Source organism: Pseudomonas sp. S34, from assembly GCF_009866745.1.
GTDB classification, from domain to species: domain Bacteria; phylum Pseudomonadota; class Gammaproteobacteria; order Pseudomonadales; family Pseudomonadaceae; genus Aquipseudomonas; species Aquipseudomonas jessenii.
Genome location: NZ_CP019398.1, coordinates 4,522,217 through 4,543,749 on the forward strand (window position 1 = coordinate 4,522,217; position 21,533 = coordinate 4,543,749).

Sequence of the window (21,533 nt, forward strand, 5' to 3'; positions counted from 1 at the left end):
CAGCGGTGTGTTGACCATCATGGAGAAACCCGCAATGCCTGACCCACTGCGCACGGATCCACGCCGGTTTCCGCTGCATGTCCATATCAGCGTGATGTTCACCTTTTTGCTGTTGCTGACCGGGGCGGTGCTGGGGCTTTTCAACTACCGGCAAACCACACAGATCATCTTGTCCAGCAGCGAAAAACTCTTCAACCGCATTGAGCAGGATGTCCGCCTGGACCTGCACGCTATCTATGACCCCATTCGTCATCTGTTGAGCCTGCTGGCACTCAACCCGGCGGGCCAGTCCCCTGATCTGGAACAGCGCCTGGCACTGCTCGAACCGTTCAGCCAGTCACTCGAGGACAACCCCAACCTGACTTCACTGTACCTGGGCTACGACAATGGTGACTTCTTCATGGTCCGCCCGCTGCGCACCCCGGAGGTCAAAGCCCTGGTCAAGGCTCCGGACACGGCGGTTTTCCAAGTCTGGAGCATCGAGCACGACAGCAGCGGCCAGCCCCACTCCCAGTCGTTGTTTTTCGACCGGAACCTGGCACTTGTCAGCCGTCAGGACAACCTGAACGACACGTACGACCCACGCAACCGCGCCTGGTTTATCAGCGCCCGCGGCGACAACGACCAGATCACGACCGAACCCTATATCTTCTTTTCCACCCACAACATCGGCACGACGCTGGCACGCCGCAGCGGCGACAAGGCAATCCTGGCCGCCGACCTGACTCTGGCCGAACTCAGCGCGACCCTGGCCAAGCACGTCGTGACCCCCAGTACCGAAATCGTGCTGTTCGACGCCGAAGGCAATGCCATTGCCTACCCCGACAGCCGCAAGCTGATCATCGATGATCAGACGTCCCGCCTGGTCAAGGCGGCGGACCTGAGCCCCGGCCTGGACGCATTGCTCAACAGTCCCCCTCGGGGCAGTCGCCTGAACGCCAACGGCCGTCAGTGGATCGTGGCCCGCAGCAGCATGCAGGAAGGCGGCCCCCAAGGCCTGCAATTGGCGCTGCTGGTACCGGAAGACGAGTTGCTCGTCGACGCTTACCGGATGCGCTGGCAGGGTGCGCTCATTACCCTGGCAACCTTGCTGTTATGCGTGCCGCTGGGTTGGCTGACATCAAGAATCCTGGTCAAACCCTTGCGCGCCCTGGTGCAGGAGGCCGATGCGATTCGCAGTTTCGATTTCAATTTTCCGCTTTCTCGTCGCTCGCCGGTGCTCGAAGTCGACCAGTTGAGTGTGTCGATGGCACGAATGAAAGACACCCTGGCGAGCTTCTTCCAGATCACTGACAGCCTCAGCGCCGAAACCCGTTTCGCCCCGCTGCTGGAACGGGTGTTGTTTGAAACCGTGAAAATCGGCCAGGCCCAGGCCGGCCTGATCTATCTGCGCGAAGGTGATGGCTCGCACATGGAACCCCACGGACTGGTCATCAATAACACCACCGAAAACCTGCAAGCCTTCGACATCCGCGGACACTCGCTCGAGAACCCGCAAAGCCCCCCATGGCTGCACCAGTTGGCCAACGTCGACAATGTCGTCAGCAACCTGGGGTTCGAGCAGGCGGGTGATCTGCAGAAAATCCTGCTCGCACTGGAAAGTCCTCGGGTCCATCTGATCGGGATCCGCCTGCACAATCGCCACAACGAAACCGTGGGTCTGCTGGTGTTGCTCTTGGCCGACAGCGGCGAGCAGAGCGATCTGGACAAGCTGCGGCCGGACCGCATTGCGTTTCTCCAGGCGGTGTCCGGCGCGGCTGCCGTGTGCATCGAAAGCCAGCGCCTGCAAACCCGGCAAAAACAGCTGCTGGACGCCTTCATTCAACTGCTGGCCGGCGCCATCGACGCCAAAAGCCCCTACACCGGCGGCCATTGCCAGCGCGTGCCGGAACTGACCCTGATGCTCGCCCAAGCGGCGGCAGCGAGCCAGGAGCCCGCCTTCAGCGCCTATCAGCCGACCGAAGATGAATGGGAGGCACTGCACATCGCCGCCTGGCTGCACGATTGCGGCAAGGTCACCACTCCGGAATATGTCGTCGACAAAGCCACGAAGCTGGAAACCCTGACCGATCGTATCCACGAAATCCGTACCCGCTTCGAGGTACTCAAGTGCGATGCCTGGATCAGCTACTGGCGGGGCATTGCCCTGGGCGGTGACGAGCAACCGTTGGCGGAACTGCGCAATGCCAGCCTGGCCGGGCTCGATGACGATTTCGCCTTCGTTGCCCGCTGCAACCTCGGCGGCGAAGCCATGGCCGACGCAGACCTGCAACGCCTGCGCCGCCTGGCTGAACGAACCTGGACCCGGACCCTGGATGACCGGCTGGGCGTGTCCTGGGAAGAAAACCGGCGTCAGGCCCGAACGCCCGCCCCCAACCTGCCCGTCAGCGAACCGTTACTGGCGGACAAACCCGAGCACCTGTTCGAACGCAGCGAAAACGAACCGATACCACAAGACAATCCCCTGGGCTTCAAGCTCGACGTTCCGCCCCACAAATACAACCGGGGCGAGTTGTACAACCTGAGCATTGTCCGGGGCACCCTGACGAGCGAGGAGCGTTATGTCATCAATAACCACATCGTTCAGACGATTCTGATGCTCAACCATCTGCCGTTCCCCGAGCACTTGCGCAGCGTCGCGGAAATAGCCGGCGGGCACCACGAAAAAATGGACGGCACCGGGTATCCGAAACGCTTGAAGCGAGAAGAAATGAGCTTGCCGGCGCGGATGATGGCGATTGCCGATATTTTCGAAGCGTTGACGGCCGCCGACCGCCCCTACAAAAAAGCCAAGACCTTGAGCGAGGCGCTGGGCATCATGGCGTTCATGTGCCGTGATGCCCACATCGACCCGGAGCTGTTCGGGCTGTTCATCAAGGCACAGGTCTATTTGCAGTACGCCAGGCGCTTCCTGGCCCCTGAGCAGATCGATGCGGTGGACGCGTCGGGCCTGCTGACCAAGGCCGGCCTGGCGTCTTGATCAGCAGTCGGTCAGGCGCAGGAAAATCGCCGCCAGCTGTTCGATTCCAGCCTGGTCCTGCGCGGTGAAACGCGCGAGTTTCGGACTGTCGAGGTCGAGCACACCGATCAATCGGCCGTCCTTGACCAACGGCACCACCAGTTCGCTGTTCGAGGCGCTGTCGCAGGCAATGTGACCGGGAAACGCGTGCACATCTTCGACTCGTTGAGTCTGCAGGGTGGCTGCCGCCGCCCCGCAAACGCCACGACCGAACGGAATCCGCACGCAAGCGATTTGCCCCTGAAACGGGCCCAGCACCAGTTCTTCATTACGGTTGAGGTAGAAACCGGCCCAGTTCAAATCATCGAGTTGATTGAACAGAAACGCCGAGAACTGTGCGGCATTGGCGATGAAGTCCCGCTCGTCCGCCAGCAATGATTCCAGCTGCGCATGTAGCATGCCGTAGCCTTCGAGGCCCTGGCCGCTCTTTTGTAAATCGATCATGCCTTGTGCTCCAACAGTTTCAGCCCGACCCAGTAACGGGCAAATTGATAAGCGCAACGCCCATTGCGGTTGCCTCGGCCGGTGGCCCAGCGTACCGCCAGAATGTCCAGCTCTTCGGTGCGCTGCCACGCCAGTCCGGCCTTGCCGGCCAACTGGCCGATCCAGTGCTCGACGACGTCGAGGAAGTGTTCCTGGGTAAACGGATAGAACGACAGCCACAGGCCGAAGCGATCCGACAGTGCGATCTTGTCTTCCACCGCCTCGCTTGGATGCAGTTCGCCGTCGACCCGTTTCCAGTTTTCGTTGTCACTTTCCTTTTCCGGCACCAGGTGGCGACGGTTGGACGTGGCGTACAACAAAACGTTGTCCGGCGCCTGTTCCAGCGAGCCATCAAGGACGCTCTTGAGCACTCGGTAATCCCCTTCGCCCGACTCGAACGAGAGATCATCGCAAAACAGCACGAAACGCTGGGGCAGTTTGCCGATCTGTTCGACCACCCGCGGCAGGTCTGCCAGGTGATCGCGTTCAATCTCGATCAAGCGCAAACCGGCTTGAGCGTGCTCGGCCAGCAAAGCGCGCACCAGCGACGACTTGCCGGTGCCGCGCGAACCCCAGAGCAAGGCATGGTTGGCCGGCATGCCGTCAAGGAATTGCCGGGTATTGCGCCCAAGCTGCTCGACTTGCCGGTCGACGCCGATCAGGTCCGACAAACGCATGTCGAGGCTGACCTCCAGCGGCATCAGATAACCGCCGCGCGACTCACGCTGCCAGCGCGCGGCCAGGCATTGCGTCCAGTCGATGGCTGGCCGTGGCGCCGGCAGCAACGGCTCGATACGGGCCAGAACGGCATCGGCGCGTTCAAGAAAAGCATTCAATCGGGAATCCACGACTTCTCCTCGGGCACGTTCACAGTAATGATGGTGATACAGCGACGAAACACAGCGTCACACAAGCGGCTACCCCCGCGGTACAGCCCTCGCGAGAACATCAGCAGGCAGGCATGATCGACTATGCTTGAGCAGCGAAAGGAAACGGAAGTGGTTCACCCCCCCATGGACATCAAATTCACCAACCGGCTGTCATTCAAGCAAGCCCGGCTTACCGTGCTGGTCGGTTTCATTCTGGGCACGCTGCTCAGCCTGCTGCAAATAGGCATCGATTATGCCAGTGAAGACGCCTCCATCAATCGTGAAATCCTTTCATTGCTGGAAATCAGCCACAACCCGGCCTCGCGAATCGCCTACAACATCGACGCAGAACTCGCCAAGGAACTGACCCTGGGCCTGCTGCGCTCGCCAGCGATCATTAGCGCAAAGCTGATCGACAACAACGGCACCGTACTGGCCAACGTCAAGCGACCCGGTGTGGAAAACGGTTACCGGATGCTCAGTGACTTCCTGTTCGGCGCCAGCCGACAATTCGAAGACCGGCTTTACCTGGATCATTTACCCAACGAATCCCTGGGTACGCTGCGCCTGAAAGTCGATACTTACGCCTTCGGCAACCGGTTCCTGCGCCGGGCCGAAGTGACCCTGCTCAATGGCTTCGCCCGCAGCCTGCTGCTGTCCGGCATCCTGCTGGCGCTGTTCTATGTGATGCTGACCAAACCCCTGGTGCGGGTCATCCGTGAACTCAGCGGTCGCGACCCGAGCAGCACCGAGCCGACCTCGCTGGAGTGTCCCGCCGGGCACGCCAACGATGAGATCGGCGTGCTGGTCAAGGTTGCCAACCAGCAATTCAGGAACATCGCCACCGAAATCCAGCAGCGGCGCAACGCGGAAAACCGCCTGACCGAGTACCTGGGCCAACTGGAAAACATCGTCTCGGCCCGCACAGCCGAACTGAAGGCGATCAACGACCGGCTGAGCCAATCCAACGAGGAACTGGAAGTCGCCCGCAGTACCGCCCTCGATATGGCCGAAGCCCGTTCGGTGTTCCTGGCCAACATGAGCCATGAAATCCGCACGCCCCTCAATGGCTTGCTCGGGATGATCGCGCTATCCCTCGACGGGCCGCTCAATGCCGAACAACAGCAGCAACTGTCGATCGCCCATGACTCGGGCAAAGTGCTGGTGGAATTGCTCAACGATATTCTCGATTTGTCGAAGTTCGATGCCGGTCAACTCGAACTCGAACACATCCCCTTCGACCTGGGTTCGCTGATCGAAGACACCGCCAACCTGTTGTCGCAGAACGCCGCCCCGAGCGTCGAACTGACCTGCCTGATCGATCCGCATTTCCCGGCACTGGTGCTCGGCGATCCGACCCGGGTGCGGCAGATCGTCAGTAACCTGCTGTCCAACGCCCTCAAGTTCACCCGTTTCGGGCGGGTCGACGTGCGCCTGTCGACGTTCGGCGACGGCGTCAGGATCGAAGTCTGCGACACCGGCATCGGCATCCCTCAGGAGGCCCAGGTCAAGATCCTCCAGCCTTTCACCCAGGCCGGTGCCGGTATTACCCGTCAATTTGGCGGCACCGGGCTGGGCCTGGCCCTGACCTATAACCTTTGCGAGGCCATGCAGGGGCGCCTGACCATCAGCTCCGAGGCGGGTTTTGGCAGCCAGTTCTGCGCGGAGTTGCCATTGCCCAGCCATACCCGTGCAATGCCAGCTGTTTCACTCAGGGGCAAAGTCATTGCCATCACGGCCGCCAGCAGCGGACTGGGGGAACTGTTGAACAGCCTGTTGCCTGTCTGGGGGCTGGACTATGAACGGCGTTCCATGGATGACCCATTGCTTGGCCTGGCAGCCGACGTGCTCATCACCGACTGCCCCGAATGCCTGTTCAGCTTGCGCCCCACCCTCAGCGCGCCGATCCTGCTGATCACCGCGTATGGCAACTTCATGCCCAGCGAAGAGGTCAACGCACTCGCCCCCTTGCAACAGCAGGCCCGCCCTTTGGCCCGCAGTATGCTACTTCAAACGTTGCGCAGGATCCTGCAACCGCAAACCCATCCGGTCAACGAGGCTCGACTCGACACACAATGCCCGCAACGCCGCGGGCGCGTGCTGTTAGTGGAGGACAACCCGGTCAACCAGTTGGTGGCCAAGGGCATGCTCGGCAAACTCGGTTGCGAGGTCACCACCGCCGCTCATGGTGGCGAGGCACTGGATCAACTCGAGCAACGGGATTTCGACCTGGTGCTGATGGACTGCAACATGCCGGTAATGGACGGTTATGAAGCCAGCCGGCAAATCCGCCGCAGCGGACGCTGGCCCCAACTGCCCATCGTTGCCCTGACGGCCAACGCCATGTCGGAGGAGCGTGAACGCTGTCGTGCCGCGGGCATGAGCGACTACCTGGCCAAACCCTTCCGACGCGAAGAACTGGCCGCCCTGCTGGACCTGTGGATCCCCGCTATGACAGCGCCTTGATCTGCCCCAACAGGTGATCGAGGCCATCGCGCAATTCGTTGAGACGATTCAGATCGACCCCGCTGTCGCACAACAGGCGCGCCTTGAGTGGCCCAACCTGTTCGCGCAAGGCCGTGCCGGCTGGCGACAGGCTCAAGTGCACTTCACGTTCATCGCGCGCCGAACGCTGACGCTGCACCAGTTGCAGTTGTTCCAGGCGCTTGAGCAAAGGTGTCAGCGTGCCGGAATCCAGAGCCAAACGCTCGCCCAATGCCTTGACGGTCGGTTGCTCCGGGGTCGCTTCCTGCCACTCCCATAAAACGAGCATCGCCAGGTACTGAGGGTAAGTCAGGCCCAACTGATCGAGCATTGGCTTGTAGCCGCGAATCACCGCCCGGGATGCCGCGTACAGTTTGAAGCACAACTGGCTGTCGAGCTTCAGGGAATCGACTGACAAGGTGTTCATTTGAGCAGGGCTTCGATCTCGCGGGTCAGGTCCTGCGGCTTGGTCGCCGGAGCGAAGCGCTTGACCAGTTGCCCGTCCTTGCCGATCAGGAACTTGGTGAAGTTCCACTTGATGCCCTGGGAACCCAGCACCCCCGGTGCGCGCTTTTTCAATTGCACGAACAGCGGATGGGCATCGGCACCATTGACGTCGATCTTTTTGAACAGAGGGAAGCTGACACCGAAGTTCAGCTCGCAAAACTCGGAGATCGCCCCTTCATTGCCCGGCTCTTGCTTGCCGAACTGGTTGCAGGGAAAGCCGAGCACCACCAGGCCCTGGTCCTTGTAGGTCTGCCACAGCTCTTCCAGGCCTTTGTACTGCGGAGTGAAACCGCACTTGCTGGCCGTGTTGACCACCAACACGGCCTTGCCGGCGAAATCCGCCAGGGTCTTTTGCTCACCCTTGATCGTGGTGCAAGGAATGCTCAGCAGGTTGTCGCTCATGTTTGAGGTTCCGATTGAATGGAAGAAACAACAAAATAGCGAGCAATTGAATTGCGTGCAATTTAAATTATCGAACGCCAATCCACCGTAGGAGCGCGCTTGCTCGCGATGGACCAGAGAACAACTCGGGGCACCAGGCTTCCCGCGTTATCGTTGACGACCATTGCGAGCAAGCTCGCTCCTACAGGGCTCCCATTACACGCGCGGCACCAGGTCCAGGCACACCGAATTGATGCAGTAACGCAGGCCCGTTGGCCGCGGGCCGTCGGGAAAAACGTGCCCCAGGTGCGCGTCGCATTTGGCGCAGACAACTTCGGTGCGGATCATGCCGTGGCTGACATCACGGATTTCGGTCATGGCGCTGTCGCCGATAGGCGCGTAGAAGCTCGGCCAGCCGCAACCCGAGTCGAACTTGGTTTTGGAGTCGAACAGCGGCTCGTTACAGCAGATGCAGTGGTAGATCCCGTCGGTCCTAGTGGCGTTGTACTTGCCGGAAAACGGTCGTTCGGTGCCTTTGAGGCGACACACGTTGTACTGCTCCGGGTCGAGCATCGCCTTCCATTCTTCCAGGGTTTTTTCCAACTTTTCCATCATCACACCTCAGCGGCTGAAAAAGCCCGATCTGTACCTTTTCCACGGATCGGGCGGCACGTATGATTGCGCCTCGTCAAACGCCAGTCTGGCAGCCAGACCACGCGCATTCAAACGGAAATATGGGTGCTGCATCTCAAGGCGTCAGGCCTGTGTGAATACGCAGGATTCCCAGCACGGCTGCCCAAACGCCGTCTGGATCGTTCATTTTCGGGAACACATCGCCATGCAGGTCAGCAAATCGAACAAGCTCGCCAACGTCTGCTACGACATTCGCGGCCCGGTGCTCAAGCACGCCAAGCGCCTGGAAGAGGAAGGCCATCGCATCCTCAAGCTGAACATCGGCAACCCGGCGCCCTTTGGTTTCGAAGCACCGGATGAAATCCTCCAGGACGTGATCCGCAACCTGCCGACCGCCCAGGGCTACAGCGATTCCAAGGGCCTGTTCAGTGCGCGCAAGGCCGTCATGCAGTACTACCAGCAAAAGCAGGTGGAAGGCGTCGGCATTGAAGACATCTACCTGGGCAACGGCGTTTCCGAACTGATCGTGATGTCGATGCAGGCCCTGCTCAACAACGGCGACGAAGTGCTGGTGCCAGCGCCGGACTATCCGTTGTGGACCGCAGCGGTGAGCCTATCGGGCGGTAACCCGGTGCATTACCTGTGCGACGAGCAAGCCAACTGGTGGCCAGACCTGGCCGACATCAAGGCCAAGATCACCCCTAACACCAAAGCCCTGGTGATCATCAACCCGAACAACCCGACCGGCGCGGTGTACTCCAAAGAAGTCCTGCTGGGCATGCTGGAACTGGCTCGCCAGCACAATCTGGTGGTGTTCTCCGACGAGATCTACGACAAGATCCTCTATGATGACGCCGTGCACATCTGCACCGCCTCCCTGGCGCCGGACCTGCTCTGCCTGACCTTCAACGGCCTGTCCAAGTCCTATCGCGTGGCCGGTTTCCGTTCCGGCTGGATCGCCATCTCCGGCCCGAAACACCACGCCCAGAGCTACATCGAAGGCATCGATATGCTGGCCAATATGCGCCTGTGTGCCAACGTGCCGAGCCAGCATGCGATCCAGACCGCCCTGGGTGGCTATCAGAGCATCAATGACCTGGTGCTGCCCCAGGGCCGCCTGCTGGAGCAACGCAACCGCACCTGGGAGTTGCTCAACGACATTCCGGGCGTGAGCTGCGTCAAGCCGATGGGGGCGCTGTATGCATTCCCGCGGATCGACCCCAAGGTCTGCCCGATCCATAACGACGAAAAGTTCGTCCTCGACCTGCTGCTCTCCGAGAAGCTTCTGGTGGTTCAAGGCACCGCTTTCAACTGGCCATGGCCAGACCACTTCCGCGTCGTGACCCTGCCCCGTGTCGATGACCTGGAGATGGCCATCGGACGTATTGGCGGCTTCCTCAAGTCCTACCGCCAGTAAGCGATCTGTCACCGTGCGGCGTTCCCGAACGTCGCACGGTGATTCATCCGGCAACATTTGTTTGCATTGCGCCACTGACAGTCGCCTTGACCGCTGCCGGATCGCGCCTTGCCTGCTCGCGCCTAACAAAGGCGGGGCCTTCGACATGAATTGACTGACAAACACTTCCCGCATACTTGTCGGAAATGCCCTGCAAGCAGCTAGACTGTTGCCGTAGGACACAGTTTGAAATAGTCACCCGGTTGAATACCCCGGTGCAGCACCTTATATACCCCGCAGTACGCCACATCTTTAGCATGAGGAGATTTCTACAACCATGATGCGCATCCTGCTGTTCTTGGCCACTAACCTGGCGGTCGTGCTGATTGCCAGCATCACCCTGAGCCTTTTCGGCTTCAACGGGTTCATGGCGGCCAATGGGGTTGACCTTAACCTCAATCAGCTGCTGATCTTCTGTGCGGTCTTTGGTTTCGCAGGTTCGCTGTTCTCGCTGTTCATCTCCAAGTGGATGGCGAAGATGAGCACCAGCACCCAGATCATCACCCAGCCACGCACCCGTCACGAGCAATGGCTGCTGCAAACCGTCGAGCAACTGTCTCGCGAAGCCGGGATCAAGATGCCCGAAGTCGGTATCTTCCCGGCCTACGAGGCGAACGCCTTCGCCACCGGCTGGAACAAGAACGACGCATTGGTCGCGGTCAGCCAGGGATTGCTCGAGCGCTTCTCGCCGGATGAAGTGAAAGCCGTCCTGGCCCACGAAATCGGTCACGTGGCCAATGGCGACATGGTCACCCTGGCGTTGATCCAGGGCGTGGTGAACACCTTCGTGATGTTCTTCGCACGGATCATCGGCAATTTCGTCGACAAGGTGATCTTCAAGAACGAAGAAGGCCAGGGTATTGCCTACTACGTGGCGACCATCTTCGCCGAACTGGTTCTGGGCATCCTGGCCAGCGCCATCGTCATGTGGTTCTCGCGCAAGCGTGAATTCCGTGCCGACGAAGCCGGTGCAAACCTGGCCGGCACCGCCGCGATGATTGGCGCCCTGCAACGCCTGCGGGCGGAACAAGGGCTGCCGGTGCACATGCCCGACACCCTGAACGCCTTCGGCATCAACGGTGGCATCAAGCAAGGCTTCGCTCGCATGTTCATGAGCCACCCGCCGCTGGAAGAGCGCATCGACGCTCTGGCTCGTCGTCGCGGCTGATACACTCCACAGCAAAGCAAAAGGCCCGCAGCGATGCGGGCCTTTTTTTGTCTGTTGGAATATTTCGGTGTTTTTTAGGACCTCTTCGCGAGCAAGCCCGCTCCCACAGAGGATCGCGGTCAAATGTGGGAGCGGGCTTGCTCGCGAAGGAGCCAGTGCAGCTAACCGCTCCTACCGGCTGGAAACCCGATACACCCGCTCCTCAAGCCGCGTGACACCCGCCTCCAGGAATTTCCCGCTCTCGCTCAACACATCCTGATCTTCCAGGATCTTCAGCGCCCATGAGTCCCCGAACAACCGCCGCACCTCATCATCGAGCACAGCAAACGGCGGGCCGGGCATTTGCGCCTGGTCATAGTCCAGGGTAATCACCAGGCCATGGGACTCCTTCGGCAATATCCGCTTCAAATGGGCGGCGTAGCGCTCTCGCATTTCCGCCGGCAGCGCGATCAACGCCGCGCGATCATAAAGCGCGGAGCAGTCGGCCACATCGCCTGCCGTCAGCTCGAAGAAATCGCCACACCACAGCTCAATGGAACCTGCCCGATAAACCTTGAACGGCCCCTGCTCGCTGATGGCCGGATCAAAGCCATGTTCGCTGAAAAACTCCTCGATGGCTTTTTCCGACAGTTCGACCCCCAAGACCTCATGGCCTTGATGGGCGAGCCATAGCAAATCCAGGCTTTTTCCACATAACGGCACCAACACGCGTGTGCCTTCTTCAAGGCTTAACGCCGGCCAGAACCGCTTCAGATGAGGGTTCACCTGCGGCAGATGAAAGCCGATCTGGTTCGCCGCCCATTTCTTGTGCCAAAACTCCGGCTGCATAAATAACCCCGAAAATTCGATCAAAACACTCTAAAACTTATATTAGATTTAGATTAATGATCTGACTGAAGATGTTGCATCTTAACTCTCAGGAGCTCATTCATGTTCCCCAGCCTGTACATATCCCACGGCTCCCCCATGCTCGCCCTGGAACCCGGCGCCAGCGGGCCGGCACTTGCCCGTCTGGCCGCCGAGATACCGAAGCCCAAGGCCATCGTGATTGTTTCCGCGCACTGGGAAAGCAATGAGCTGCTGGTCAGCGGTAATCCACAACCGGAAACCTGGCATGACTTCGGGGGCTTCCCCAAAGCCCTGTTCGAAGTCCAGTACCCGGCTCCCGGCGACCCACGACTCGCCGCCGAGGTTGCCGAATTATTGAAAACCGCTGGCTTTGCTGCACGTATCGACAGCAATCGGCCTTTCGACCATGGCGTCTGGGTGCCTTTATCGCTGATGTATCCGCTGGCAGACATCCCGATTGTCCAGGTTTCATTGCCCACCCGTGGCGGTCCTGCCCTGCAGACCCGTGTTGGCCACGCGCTGGCCAGCCTGCGCGAGCATGGCGTCCTGCTGATCGGCTCCGGCAGCATCACTCACAACCTGCGGGAACTGGACTGGCATGCCGGCCCCGAGAGCGTTGAGCCCTGGGCCCTGGCGTTTCGCGACTGGATGATCGACAAACTCGCAGCGAACGACGAAGCCGCGCTGCACGACTATCGCGCGCAGGCGCCAAACGCTGTACGCAATCATCCGAGTGATGAGCACTTATTGCCGTTGTACTTTGCCCGCGCCGCTGGCGGGCAGTTCAGCGTTGCTCACCAAGGGTTCACCATGGGAGCGCTGGGCATGGATATTTACCGTTTCGGCTGACAGACAGACCGCTTCGCGAGCAAGCCCGCTCCCACATTTGATCGCATTCTTTCTGAAGTAACGCGGTCGCCTGTGGGAGCGGGCTTGCTCGCGAAGGGGGCACCGCCACTCTTCAGCCGGGCTTGAACTGCAGGCAAAAAAAATCCCCGAACCAGTCGGGGATTTTTCATGTTCGATCAATCAGCCCGAGAGCGGATCAATCTTCGCGGTAGCGACGCAGCTTCAACTGCTTACCGGCAACGCGAGTGTCCTTCAGCTTGGTCAGCAACTTCTCCAGACCATCTTCCGGCAGCTCGACGAGGCTGAAGCTGTCACGCACCTGGATGCGACCGATCGCTTCACGCGCCAGGCCACCTTCGTTGAGGATGGCGCCCAGCAGGTTCTTGGCGGCGATACCGTCACGCGCGCCCAGCGCGGTACGGCAACGTGCACGACCTTCGCCCAGTGGCATCGGAGCGCGACGCTCGCGGTCACCACGCTCAGGACGATCACCGGAACGCTCTGGACGATCGCCACGTGGTGCATTGTTCGGCACCAGTGGACGCTCTTTCTCGATAGCGGCCAGGTTCAGCGCTTGACCGTTGGTAGCCTTGCGCAGCAGGGCTGCGGCCAGGGCACGCGGGCTGCAACCGATGTCGGCGGTCAGGCGATCGAGCAGATCACCGTGGGTCGATTCGGCTTCAGCCACCAGCGGCGACAGGCTGTTGGTCAGCTTCTTGATGCGCGCATCCAGAACGGCTTGAGCGTCCGGCAGGCGAACTTCCGCAACCTTTTGACCGGTTACACGCTCGATCACTTGCAGCATGCGGCGCTCACGCGGAGTCACCAGCAGCAGTGCACGACCTTCGCGACCGGCACGGCCGGTACGGCCGATACGGTGAACGTAGGACTCTGGATCGTACGGCATGTCAACGTTGAACACGTGAGTGATGCGCGGAACGTCCAGGCCACGAGCGGCAACGTCGGTCGCCACAACGATGTCCAGACGGCCATCCTTGAGGGAGTCGATCACGCGCTCACGCTGGTTCTGGGCGATGTCACCGTTCAGCGCAGCGGCTTTGTAGCCTTTGGCTTCCAGGGCACTGGCCAGGTCCAGGGTCGCTTGCTTGGTGCGCACGAACATGATCAGGGCGTCGAAATCTTCCACTTCCAGCAAGCTGAGAACGGCCGAAGTCTTCTGGTCAGCGTGAACCAGCAGGTGAGCCTGCTCGATCGCGGTAACGGTCTGGGTCTTGCTCTGAATCTTGACGTGCTTCGGATCGCGCAGGTGGCGTTCGGCGATGGCACGGATCGATTGAGGCAAGGTGGCCGAGAACAGTACGGTCTGACGGGTTTCCGGCATGGCCTTGAAGATGACTTCCAGGTCGTCCATGAAGCCCAGCTTGAGCATTTCGTCGGCTTCGTCGAGAACCAGGTGGTTCACGGTCGCCAGTACTTTTTCGTCGCGACGCAGGTGGTCGCACAGACGGCCCGGAGTGGCGACAACGATTTGTGCGCCATTACGGATTGCTTTCAGTTGTGGGCCCATCGGCGCGCCGCCGTAGACAGCCACAACAGTCACGCCCGGCATTTGCTTGGCGTAGGTTTCGAAAGCGGTTGCAACTTGTAGCGCCAACTCACGAGTTGGGGCCAGGATCAGAGCTTGCGGCTCGCGCTTGGACGGATCAATGCGGTGCAGAATTGGCAGGGCAAAGGCAGCGGTTTTACCGGTACCGGTTTGCGCCTGACCAATCATATCGTGACCGGCGAGAATGATCGGGATCGACTGCTGCTGAATGGCCGAAGGCTCTTCATAGCCGGTAGCGACTACTGCAGCGACAATATTTGGATGAAGTTCAAGAGCGGCGAAGCCGCCGATTTCCTGGGTCATGGGTCTGCCTCTAAGTGCATCCGCAAAGACCCATGCTCCAAAGCTGCACATGCCGTGTTGAGACTCAAGAGTCGCCCTGGCAGCTTTGTCGGCGGGGATTTGCGAAAACGAATGAATGAAAAGAATCGTCAAGGAAGAGTCCGCTGGGCGGACGTGCAGCCGAAGCTGGCTTCGGGGAATTGCGCTACCTAAACGCGGCCCGGTTAAAGGCCGGCGCGCACTATACCGGAATTCGCCCAAAAAGGGAGCTTTTTTTATCGGAAATCCACCGGATACACCGTTGTGTAACAGGCTTTGCGAATAATCGGTCAGCCGTCTATTTTTCAAAGGCCCGGCCTTGCGGGTGATGGCGCTAAAACGGTTCACCCTTTACCGTGCAGACCGCCGGTCTGGCACGCCTTTCCCACCCCGAGGACCGCTCCATGAATCAGCCCAGCTCCAGTCGAGTCAGCCGCGAACGGCATGGTCATGTGTTCCTGATCGGTCTGGATCGGGTGGCCAAGCGCAATGCCTTCGATCTCGACCTGCTCAACGCGTTGAGCCTGGCCTATGGAGAGTTCGAAGCCGACAGTGAGGCGCGGGTGGCGGTGGTGTTCGCTCATGGCGAACACTTCACCGCCGGGCTCGACCTGGTCAATGCCAGCGTCACACTGACAGATGGCTGGCAGGTTCCACCCGGCGGCTGCGATCCGTGGGCGGTATTCGCGGGTCCCCGGGTCAGCAAACCGGTAATCGTCGCCGCCCAGGGCTATTGCCTGACCATCGGCATCGAGTTGATGCTGGCCGCCGACATCAACCTGTGCGCCAGCAACACCCGGTTCGCGCAGATGGAAGTGCAACGCGGAATCTTCCCGTTCGGCGGTGCGACCCTGCGCCTGCATCAAGTGGCCGGCTGGGGCAATGCCATGCGCTGGTTGTTGACCGGTGATGAATTCGACGCCCGTGATGCATTGCACCTGGGTCTGGTGCAGGAGGTCATGGCCAGTGAGGACTTGCTGCCCCGGGCGATTGAACTGGCCGAACGGATCGCCCGTCAGGCACCGCTTGGGGTGCAGGCGACGCTGATGTCTGCGCGACAGGCCCGGTATGAAGGGGAAACCGCGGCGGCACAGGCGTTGCCGCAGCTAGTCAAGAAGTTGATGGCTAGCGAGGACGTCAAGGAAGGTGTGCGGTCGATGGTGGAGCGGCGGCCGGGTGTCTTCAAAGGGGTTTAGCTTTTGCAGTGGTTTTGAAGGCCCCTTCGCGGGCAAGCCCGCTCCCACAGGGATTTGCGCAAAACTTGTGGGAGCGGGCTTGCCCGCGAAGGGGCCCGTCCAGACAATCAATTAATCATGTCGCCGGACGAATGCACTTGATCAACGAATCCAGCGAGTACCCCAACCGCGGCGCCAGCGCTTCGGCGCGGGCGATCAGGCCGTCCATGTCCAGTTCCTGGTCCAGCTCCGACGGCACGATCAGAATCACGTTGCCCTCCTTCACCGGCAGCTCCCAGTAATGTCGGTGATACAAACCGCGCAACAAGGCGGCGCCCAGGGGTTTGCCATCGTCGGTCGCCCACTGATTGATGACCAGCCAGCCACCCGGATTCAATCGCTTCTGGCAGTTTTCCAGGAAGCTCCAGGCCAGATGACCGACACCCGGACCGACATCGGTATAAAGGTCGACGAAAATCAGGTCGGCCGACTCAGCGGTGTCCAGCAGTTCCAGCGCATCGCCAACGCGGATGTACAGGCGCGGATCGTCATCCAGCCCCAGATATTCAATAGCCAGGCGCGGTACGTCCGGGCGTAGTTCGATGGCTTCGACATCTTCCAGCGGCAGGAACTTGAGGCAGGCCTGGGTCAGCGTCCCGGCACCGAGGCCGAGAAAAAGCGCACTTTCCGGTTGCTGGTGGCACAGCGCACCAATCAGCATCGCCCGGGTGTAGTCGTACTCGAGCCAGCTCGGATCGGCAGTGAACACGCAGCTTTGCTCGATGGCATCACCGAATTCGAGAAAACGGTAATCGGCCACTTCCAGCACACGAATCACGCCGAACTCGTCCTGTACCTCGGCGAGCAGATGCTCGACGCGCTCCTCAGTCATTTCATCTCCTGATCGTCACCGGGGCCGGCAACGCAATAACACCGCCTGTAGAGAGCGGCAAAGGCGAGATTGTCGGCGAAGCGACGGGAACAGGTCACGCACTAATTTGCTGATAACATGGAGGTCCGAGCGAAAACACTAGAGACCATGATGAGCCAACCCTGGAGCCCCGACAGCTGGCGCGCCTTGCCGATCCAGCAACAACCCCAATACCCCGACGCCGCGCATTTGCAGCAGGTCGAGCAGACCCTGGCCAGCTATCCGCCACTGGTGTTTGCCGGTGAAGCCCGGGAGTTGCGCCGTCAGTTTGCCGAGGTGACCCAGGGCCGCGCGTTTCTGTTGCAGGGTGGCGACTGCGCCGAAAGCTTCGCCGAATTCTCCGCGGCGAAAATCCGCGACACCTTCAAGGTGTTGTTGCAGATGGCGATCGTGATGACCTTTGCCGCCGGCTGTCCGGTGGTCAAGGTCGGACGCATGGCCGGGCAGTTCGCCAAGCCCCGTTCGGCCAATGACGAAACCATCGATGGCGTGACCTTGCCCGCCTACCGTGGCGACATCGTCAACGGCATCGGTTTCGACGAAAAAAGCCGCGTGCCGGACCCGGAACGCCTGCTGCAGTCCTATCACCAGTCCACCGCCACCCTGAACCTGTTGCGTGCATTTGCCCAGGGCGGTTTTGCCGATCTGCACCAGGTGCACAAGTGGAACCTGGACTTCATTGCCAACTCGGCGCTGGCGGAAAAGTACAGCCACCTGGCCGACCGTATCGATGAAACCCTGGCATTCATGCGCGCCTGCGGCATGGACAGCTCGCCGCAGTTGCGCGAAACCAGTTTCTTCACCGCCCACGAAGCGCTGTTGCTGAACTACGAAGAAGCCTTCGTGCGTCGCGACAGCCTGACCAACGACTACTACGACTGCTCGGCCCACATGCTGTGGATCGGCGACCGCACCCGCCAACTCGACGGTGCCCACGTCGAATTCCTGCGCGGGGTGAACAACCCGATCGGGGTCAAGGTCGGCCCGAGCATGAACCCGGACGACCTGATTCGCCTGATCGACGTGCTCAACCCGGACAACGACCCGGGCCGCCTGAACCTGATCGCACGGATGGGCGCGAACAAGGTCGGCGATCACTTGCCGCAGCTGATCCGCGCCGTCCAGCGCGAAGGCAAGCAGGTGCTGTGGAGTTCGGACCCGATGCACGGCAACACCATCAAGGCCAGCAGCGGCTACAAGACCCGCGACTTTGCGCAGATCCTCGGCGAGGTGAAGCAGTTCTTCCAGGTACACGAAGCCGAAGGCAGTTATGCCGGGGGTATCCACATCGAAATGACCGGGCAGAACGTGACCGAGTGCATCGGTGGTGCGCGACCGATCACCGAGGATGGTTTGTCGGATCGCTATCACACCCACTGCGACCCGCGGATGAATGCCGATCAGTCGCTGGAGCTGGCGTTTTTGATTGCTGAAACCTTGAAACAGGTCCGGCGGTGAGTCAGTAGTTTTTTTGTTGCCTGAGAGTCCGCATTCGCGGACAAGCCCGCTCCCACAGGTACGCGTCGAACACATTATTTGTGACCGGCGCAGTCATTGTGGGAGCGGGCTTGCCCGCGATGGGGCCAGCTCAGTTACCGCCAATTTGTGAGAATGCCACCCGCAACCTCGCCGCACTCGCCCGCGGGCAATTCAGCTGAATCTGTGCCAGCCCCAGCCAATCCGCCATCTGCCGCAGATTGACCGCCAACGCCAACATCCCCTCGTCATCCAGCCCCGCCTCCTCCTCATGCACCGCATGCACCGCCAAACGGCCGGTCGCCCGTTCGGCGCGCAGATCGACTCGTGCGGCAATCCGTTCGTTGTGCAAAAACGGCAGGACGTAATAGCCGTACACCCGTTTGTCCGGCGGCGTGTAGATCTCCAGCCGATAGCGGAAATCAAACAGCCGCTCGGTCCGGCTGCGTTCCCAGATCAGCGAATCGAACGGCGAGAGCAAGGCACTGGCCACGACTTTACGCGGCACTTTTGGCTCGGGCAGACAATAGGCCGGTTGTCGCCAGCCCTGCACTTCGCAGGTCAGCAATTCCCCGGCCTCGACCAACTCGGCCAAACGTGGACGACTGTCCGCAGGGTTCAAGCGGAAATAGTCACGCAAATCCTTCTCCGTACCGACCCCCAAGGCCGTTGCCGCATGCCGCAACAGGCCGCGCTGGGCCTCGTCTTCACTCAGGACGGGGTGCGCAAGCACCGCCGAGGGAATCACCCGCTCCGGCAGATCGTAGAGCCTTTCGAATCCGCGCCGTCCGGCAACGGTCACTTCACCGGCAGCGAACAACCATTCCAGCGCATGCTTTTCCGCGCTCCAGTCCCACCAGGGGCCGGCCCGTTCCTGACGGGTCGACAGGCTGCCGGCCCCCAGCGCGCCCTGCTCCTCGACAGACGCCAGCACCCGGCGAATTGTGTCCTGTTGCTCACGACCGAAGCGCGCCAGCTGCTGATAAATGTCCTCGCCACGTCTGGCACGCTGCATGCGCCAGCGCATCAGCGGGAACATGGAAAGTGGCAACAACGAGGCTTCATGCCCCCAATACTCGAACAACGTACGACGCCGGCCCTGACTCCAGGCAGCCTGGTCGAGCAAATCGGAGGAGTAGTTACCGAGGCGGGAAAACAGCGGAAGGTAGTGCGAGCGCACCAATGCATTGACCGAATCGATCTGCAAAATGCCCAGCCGTTCGATCAGGCGATTGAGCGCAACAGCCTTGATCGCCGCTGGCGGCGACCGCCCGTTGAACCCTTGGGCGGCCAGCGCCAGACGCCGAGCCTGTTTGAGGGTAAAGGACAACGTTGCGGGCATGGGTGCCTCCTTGTCTGCTCGCAACCTACCTCACCGGTAAGGGGTTTGTGTAGCGTGGCATTCATCATTTATGCATCGGGTCATTCCAGAACGGCTTGATCGACTCGTTCTCCACATCCGCACGGCTCATGCCGATGTCCTTGAGTGCTTCGTCGCTCAAGCTCGCCAGCAATTCGCGCTCGCGATGCAATTCGTACCAGCGGCCGACCTTGTGCAGCAGATCGGATATCACGTGAATCGAGTGTTTTTCTGATCCTTGGAACTCATGTTGACCTTTCATCTTGTTGCCCTCCGTTTGGATGGCTCCAGTCTCGCGCCGGGTCTAAGATCAATCCAACGAATGTTTCTGATGTCACATATCTCGGAGATTGATGGATGTCCGCCTACCCGAGTATCGATACCGAAGTCTTGCGCACCTTCGTCGCCATCGCCGACCAGGGCGGCTTTACCCGCGCCGGGGAATTGGTCAACCGCACCCAGTCCGCCGTCAGCATGCAGATGAAACGACTGGAAGAAGATGTGCTGCAGCGTCAGTTGTTCCAGCGCGACGGGCGGCAGGTGCGACTGACGGCTGAAGGCCAGGTGCTGCTCGGCTATGCGCGACGCATCCTCAAGCTGCACAGCGAGGTCTTCAATACGTTGCGTGAGCCCGACATGGTCGGCACGGTGCGTATCGGCACGCCGGACGATTATGTGATGCGGTTCCTCCCGGGGATTCTGCGCCGGTTTGCCCAGTCTTACCCGCTGATTCAGATAGAAGTGCACTGCGAATCTTCAAAACAACTGCTGATGCGCCAGGACCTCGACCTGTCCATCGTGACCCGTGAACCGGGCAGCGAAATCGGCCAGTTGTTGCGCAAGGAACGCTTTGTCTGGGCCGAGGCACAATGCTACAGCGCCCACGAGCAGACGCCGCTGCCACTGGCGATGTTCAACAGTGATTGCTTCTGCCGCCAGTGGGCCTGCAATGCCCTGGATGCCCGGGGGCGCGATTACCGGGTGGCGTACAACAGCGACAGCCTGTCGGCGATCATGGCCGTGGTCAGCGCCGGCCTGGCCGTCACGGCGCAACTTGAAAGCCTGATCACCGCGGACATGCGCATCCTTGGTGAGGCCCAGGACCTGCCGCTGCTGCCCGAGGCCAGCATCATGCTCGTGCGCAACCTGCATAACCCGTCACCCATCACCGAGTGCCTGGCCGAGCACATCATCGAAGGCTTCAAACTTTGAAGGCGAGCATCACCGCACAGAACACCAGGAACCCGCAAAACAGCCCGCGCAGCAGCCGCTCCGGCAATGCGTGGGCAACCTTCACGCCCCAACTGATGCTCATCAGCCCACCGACCGCCAAGGGCAAGCCGATCACCCAACTGACCTGATGGTGCGCGGCGTAAGTCACCAGCGTCACCCCCGTACTCGGCAAGGCCAGCGCCAACGACAGCCCCTGCGCAACCACTTGGCTCGTGCCGAACAGGCTGGTCAGCACCGGTGTCGCCACCACTGCGCCACCCACGCCGAACAGCCCGCCCATCGTGCCGGATGCAGCGCCAAGCAGGCCCAGCCAGGGCCATGAGTAGTTCATCTGCGAAGCCGGCGGAGCGCTGGCGGCGAACATGCGAACGAGGTTGTACGCCGACAGTGCGATCAGAAACGCAACAAAGCCTATGCGCATGGTTTGCGCATCAATGCCCACCGCCCAGATCGACCCGAGCCAGGCGAAGCAGAACCCCATGATGGCCAGCGGTAACGCGTGGCGCAGTTCGATCCGGTTGCGCTGATGATACCGCCACAGCGCCAGCATCACGTTCGGCACCACCATCACCAGCGCGGTGCCTTGGGCAATCTGCTGATCGAGCCCGAACAGCACGCCCAGCAGCGGAATGGCGATCAGGCCGCCGCCGATGCCAAACAAACCGCCGAGCGTGCCCAACGCAGCGCCGAACACCAGATACATCAAGAACTCAATCACAGCATTTTCCCCGTTGCCGTCAGGTCTTTGATCCTACGCAGTTGCTTCTGGCAC

General features: G+C 60.6%; 19 protein-coding genes. 8 read left to right on the forward strand and 11 right to left on the reverse strand.

All coding sequences use genetic code 11. The annotated features are described in order from the left end of the window. Nucleotides 1-34 precede the first annotated feature (34 nt). Nucleotides 35-2,980: an HD domain-containing phosphohydrolase gene (locus PspS34_RS20035; protein WP_154947034.1), complete on the forward strand. Its 2,946-nt coding sequence runs from the start codon at nucleotides 35-37 to the stop codon at nucleotides 2,978-2,980. On the opposite strand, the gene PspS34_RS20040 is transcribed toward PspS34_RS20035, so the two are convergent. Both PspS34_RS20040 and PspS34_RS20045 read right to left on the reverse strand, forming a co-directional pair. Then, complete coding sequence (locus PspS34_RS20040) at nucleotides 2,981-3,463, reverse strand: GAF domain-containing protein (protein ID WP_057713828.1); 483 nt, start codon at nucleotides 3,461-3,463, stop codon at nucleotides 2,981-2,983. After that, nucleotides 3,460-4,350: an ATP-binding protein gene (locus PspS34_RS20045; protein ID WP_150756002.1), complete on the reverse strand. Its 891-nt coding sequence runs from the start codon at nucleotides 4,348-4,350 to the stop codon at nucleotides 3,460-3,462. Before PspS34_RS20045 ends, PspS34_RS20040 begins: the two co-directional genes overlap by 4 nt. 165 nt (nucleotides 4,351-4,515) lie before the next feature. Here PspS34_RS20045 and PspS34_RS20050 point away from each other — a divergent pair, with 165 nt between their 5' ends. Next, nucleotides 4,516-6,837: a response regulator gene (locus tag PspS34_RS20050; protein WP_275113789.1), complete on the forward strand. Its 2,322-nt coding sequence runs from the start codon at nucleotides 4,516-4,518 to the stop codon at nucleotides 6,835-6,837. Here the strand turns inward: PspS34_RS20050 and PspS34_RS20055 are convergent. The 3 genes from PspS34_RS20055 to msrB form a co-directional block, all read right to left on the reverse strand. Next, nucleotides 6,821-7,282 carry a MarR family transcriptional regulator gene (locus tag PspS34_RS20055; RefSeq protein ID WP_057713825.1) on the reverse strand — a complete coding sequence of 154 codons (462 nt, stop codon included), beginning with the start codon at nucleotides 7,280-7,282 and terminating at the stop codon, nucleotides 6,821-6,823. The genes PspS34_RS20050 and PspS34_RS20055 overlap by 17 nt on opposite strands. Next, complete coding sequence (locus PspS34_RS20060) at nucleotides 7,279-7,764, reverse strand: glutathione peroxidase (protein WP_056727098.1); 486 nt, start codon at nucleotides 7,762-7,764, stop codon at nucleotides 7,279-7,281. Before PspS34_RS20060 ends, PspS34_RS20055 begins: the two co-directional genes overlap by 4 nt. A 195-nt stretch (nucleotides 7,765-7,959) precedes the next feature. Further along, the gene (msrB, locus tag PspS34_RS20065; RefSeq protein ID WP_154947036.1) at nucleotides 7,960-8,355 is read right to left on the reverse strand and encodes a peptide-methionine (R)-S-oxide reductase MsrB; all 396 of its coding nucleotides are present in this window, start codon (nucleotides 8,353-8,355) and stop codon (nucleotides 7,960-7,962) included. 226 nt (nucleotides 8,356-8,581) lie between these two features. On the opposite strand from msrB, the gene PspS34_RS20070 reads away from it, so the two are divergent. After that, nucleotides 8,582-9,793 (forward strand): pyridoxal phosphate-dependent aminotransferase, encoded by a 1,212-nt coding sequence (locus tag PspS34_RS20070; protein WP_007973513.1) that lies wholly within the window; start codon nucleotides 8,582-8,584, stop codon nucleotides 9,791-9,793. Between the two features lie 316 nt (nucleotides 9,794-10,109). Next, nucleotides 10,110-11,000, forward strand: a complete 891-nt coding sequence (gene htpX, locus PspS34_RS20075; RefSeq protein ID WP_007973520.1) for a protease HtpX — start codon at nucleotides 10,110-10,112, stop codon at nucleotides 10,998-11,000. Between the two features lie 171 nt (nucleotides 11,001-11,171). Here htpX and PspS34_RS20080 read toward each other — a convergent pair whose 3' ends face one another. After that, on the reverse strand, nucleotides 11,172-11,828 hold the full coding sequence (locus PspS34_RS20080; RefSeq protein WP_057713824.1) for a thiopurine S-methyltransferase: 657 nt from the start codon (nucleotides 11,826-11,828) through the stop codon (nucleotides 11,172-11,174). 102 nt (nucleotides 11,829-11,930) lie between these two features. On the opposite strand from PspS34_RS20080, the gene PspS34_RS20085 reads away from it, so the two are divergent. After that, nucleotides 11,931-12,698, forward strand: a complete 768-nt coding sequence (locus PspS34_RS20085; protein ID WP_150812295.1) for a class III extradiol ring-cleavage dioxygenase — start codon at nucleotides 11,931-11,933, stop codon at nucleotides 12,696-12,698. Nucleotides 12,699-12,894: 196 nt separating this feature from the next. Here PspS34_RS20085 and PspS34_RS20090 read toward each other — a convergent pair whose 3' ends face one another. Beyond that, complete coding sequence (locus PspS34_RS20090) at nucleotides 12,895-14,568, reverse strand: DEAD/DEAH box helicase (protein WP_007973525.1); 1,674 nt, start codon at nucleotides 14,566-14,568, stop codon at nucleotides 12,895-12,897. Nucleotides 14,569-14,990: 422 nt separating this feature from the next. Here PspS34_RS20090 and PspS34_RS20095 point away from each other — a divergent pair, with 422 nt between their 5' ends. Beyond that, entirely contained in the window at nucleotides 14,991-15,782 is a 792-nt protein-coding gene (locus PspS34_RS20095; RefSeq protein WP_150812294.1) for a crotonase/enoyl-CoA hydratase family protein, read from the forward strand. A gap of 115 nt (nucleotides 15,783-15,897) precedes the next feature. Here PspS34_RS20095 and PspS34_RS20100 read toward each other — a convergent pair whose 3' ends face one another. After that, nucleotides 15,898-16,653, reverse strand: a complete 756-nt coding sequence (locus PspS34_RS20100; protein ID WP_057713821.1) for a spermidine synthase — start codon at nucleotides 16,651-16,653, stop codon at nucleotides 15,898-15,900. A 150-nt stretch (nucleotides 16,654-16,803) separates the two neighbouring features. Here PspS34_RS20100 and PspS34_RS20105 point away from each other — a divergent pair, with 150 nt between their 5' ends. Further along, complete coding sequence (locus PspS34_RS20105; RefSeq protein ID WP_008017196.1) at nucleotides 16,804-18,150, forward strand: 3-deoxy-7-phosphoheptulonate synthase class II; 1,347 nt, start codon at nucleotides 16,804-16,806, stop codon at nucleotides 18,148-18,150. Between the two features lie 130 nt (nucleotides 18,151-18,280). Here PspS34_RS20105 and PspS34_RS20110 read toward each other — a convergent pair whose 3' ends face one another. Both PspS34_RS20110 and PspS34_RS20115 read right to left on the reverse strand, forming a co-directional pair. Then, entirely contained in the window at nucleotides 18,281-19,510 is a 1,230-nt protein-coding gene (locus PspS34_RS20110; protein WP_154947038.1) for a winged helix-turn-helix domain-containing protein, read from the reverse strand. A gap of 64 nt (nucleotides 19,511-19,574) precedes the next feature. Beyond that, nucleotides 19,575-19,790 (reverse strand): DUF1127 domain-containing protein, encoded by a 216-nt coding sequence (locus PspS34_RS20115; RefSeq protein WP_008049076.1) that lies wholly within the window; start codon nucleotides 19,788-19,790, stop codon nucleotides 19,575-19,577. A gap of 95 nt (nucleotides 19,791-19,885) precedes the next feature. Between PspS34_RS20115 and PspS34_RS20120 the strand changes: the two genes are divergently transcribed. After that, a complete protein-coding gene (locus tag PspS34_RS20120) occupies nucleotides 19,886-20,740 on the forward strand; it encodes a LysR substrate-binding domain-containing protein (RefSeq protein WP_057713818.1) in 855 nt (284 codons plus the stop codon). Here the strand turns inward: PspS34_RS20120 and PspS34_RS20125 are convergent. Then, complete coding sequence (locus PspS34_RS20125; protein ID WP_154947039.1) at nucleotides 20,730-21,479, reverse strand: sulfite exporter TauE/SafE family protein; 750 nt, start codon at nucleotides 21,477-21,479, stop codon at nucleotides 20,730-20,732. The two genes, PspS34_RS20120 and PspS34_RS20125, sit on opposite strands and share 11 nt — an antisense overlap. Nucleotides 21,480-21,533: the final 54 nt, after the last annotated feature.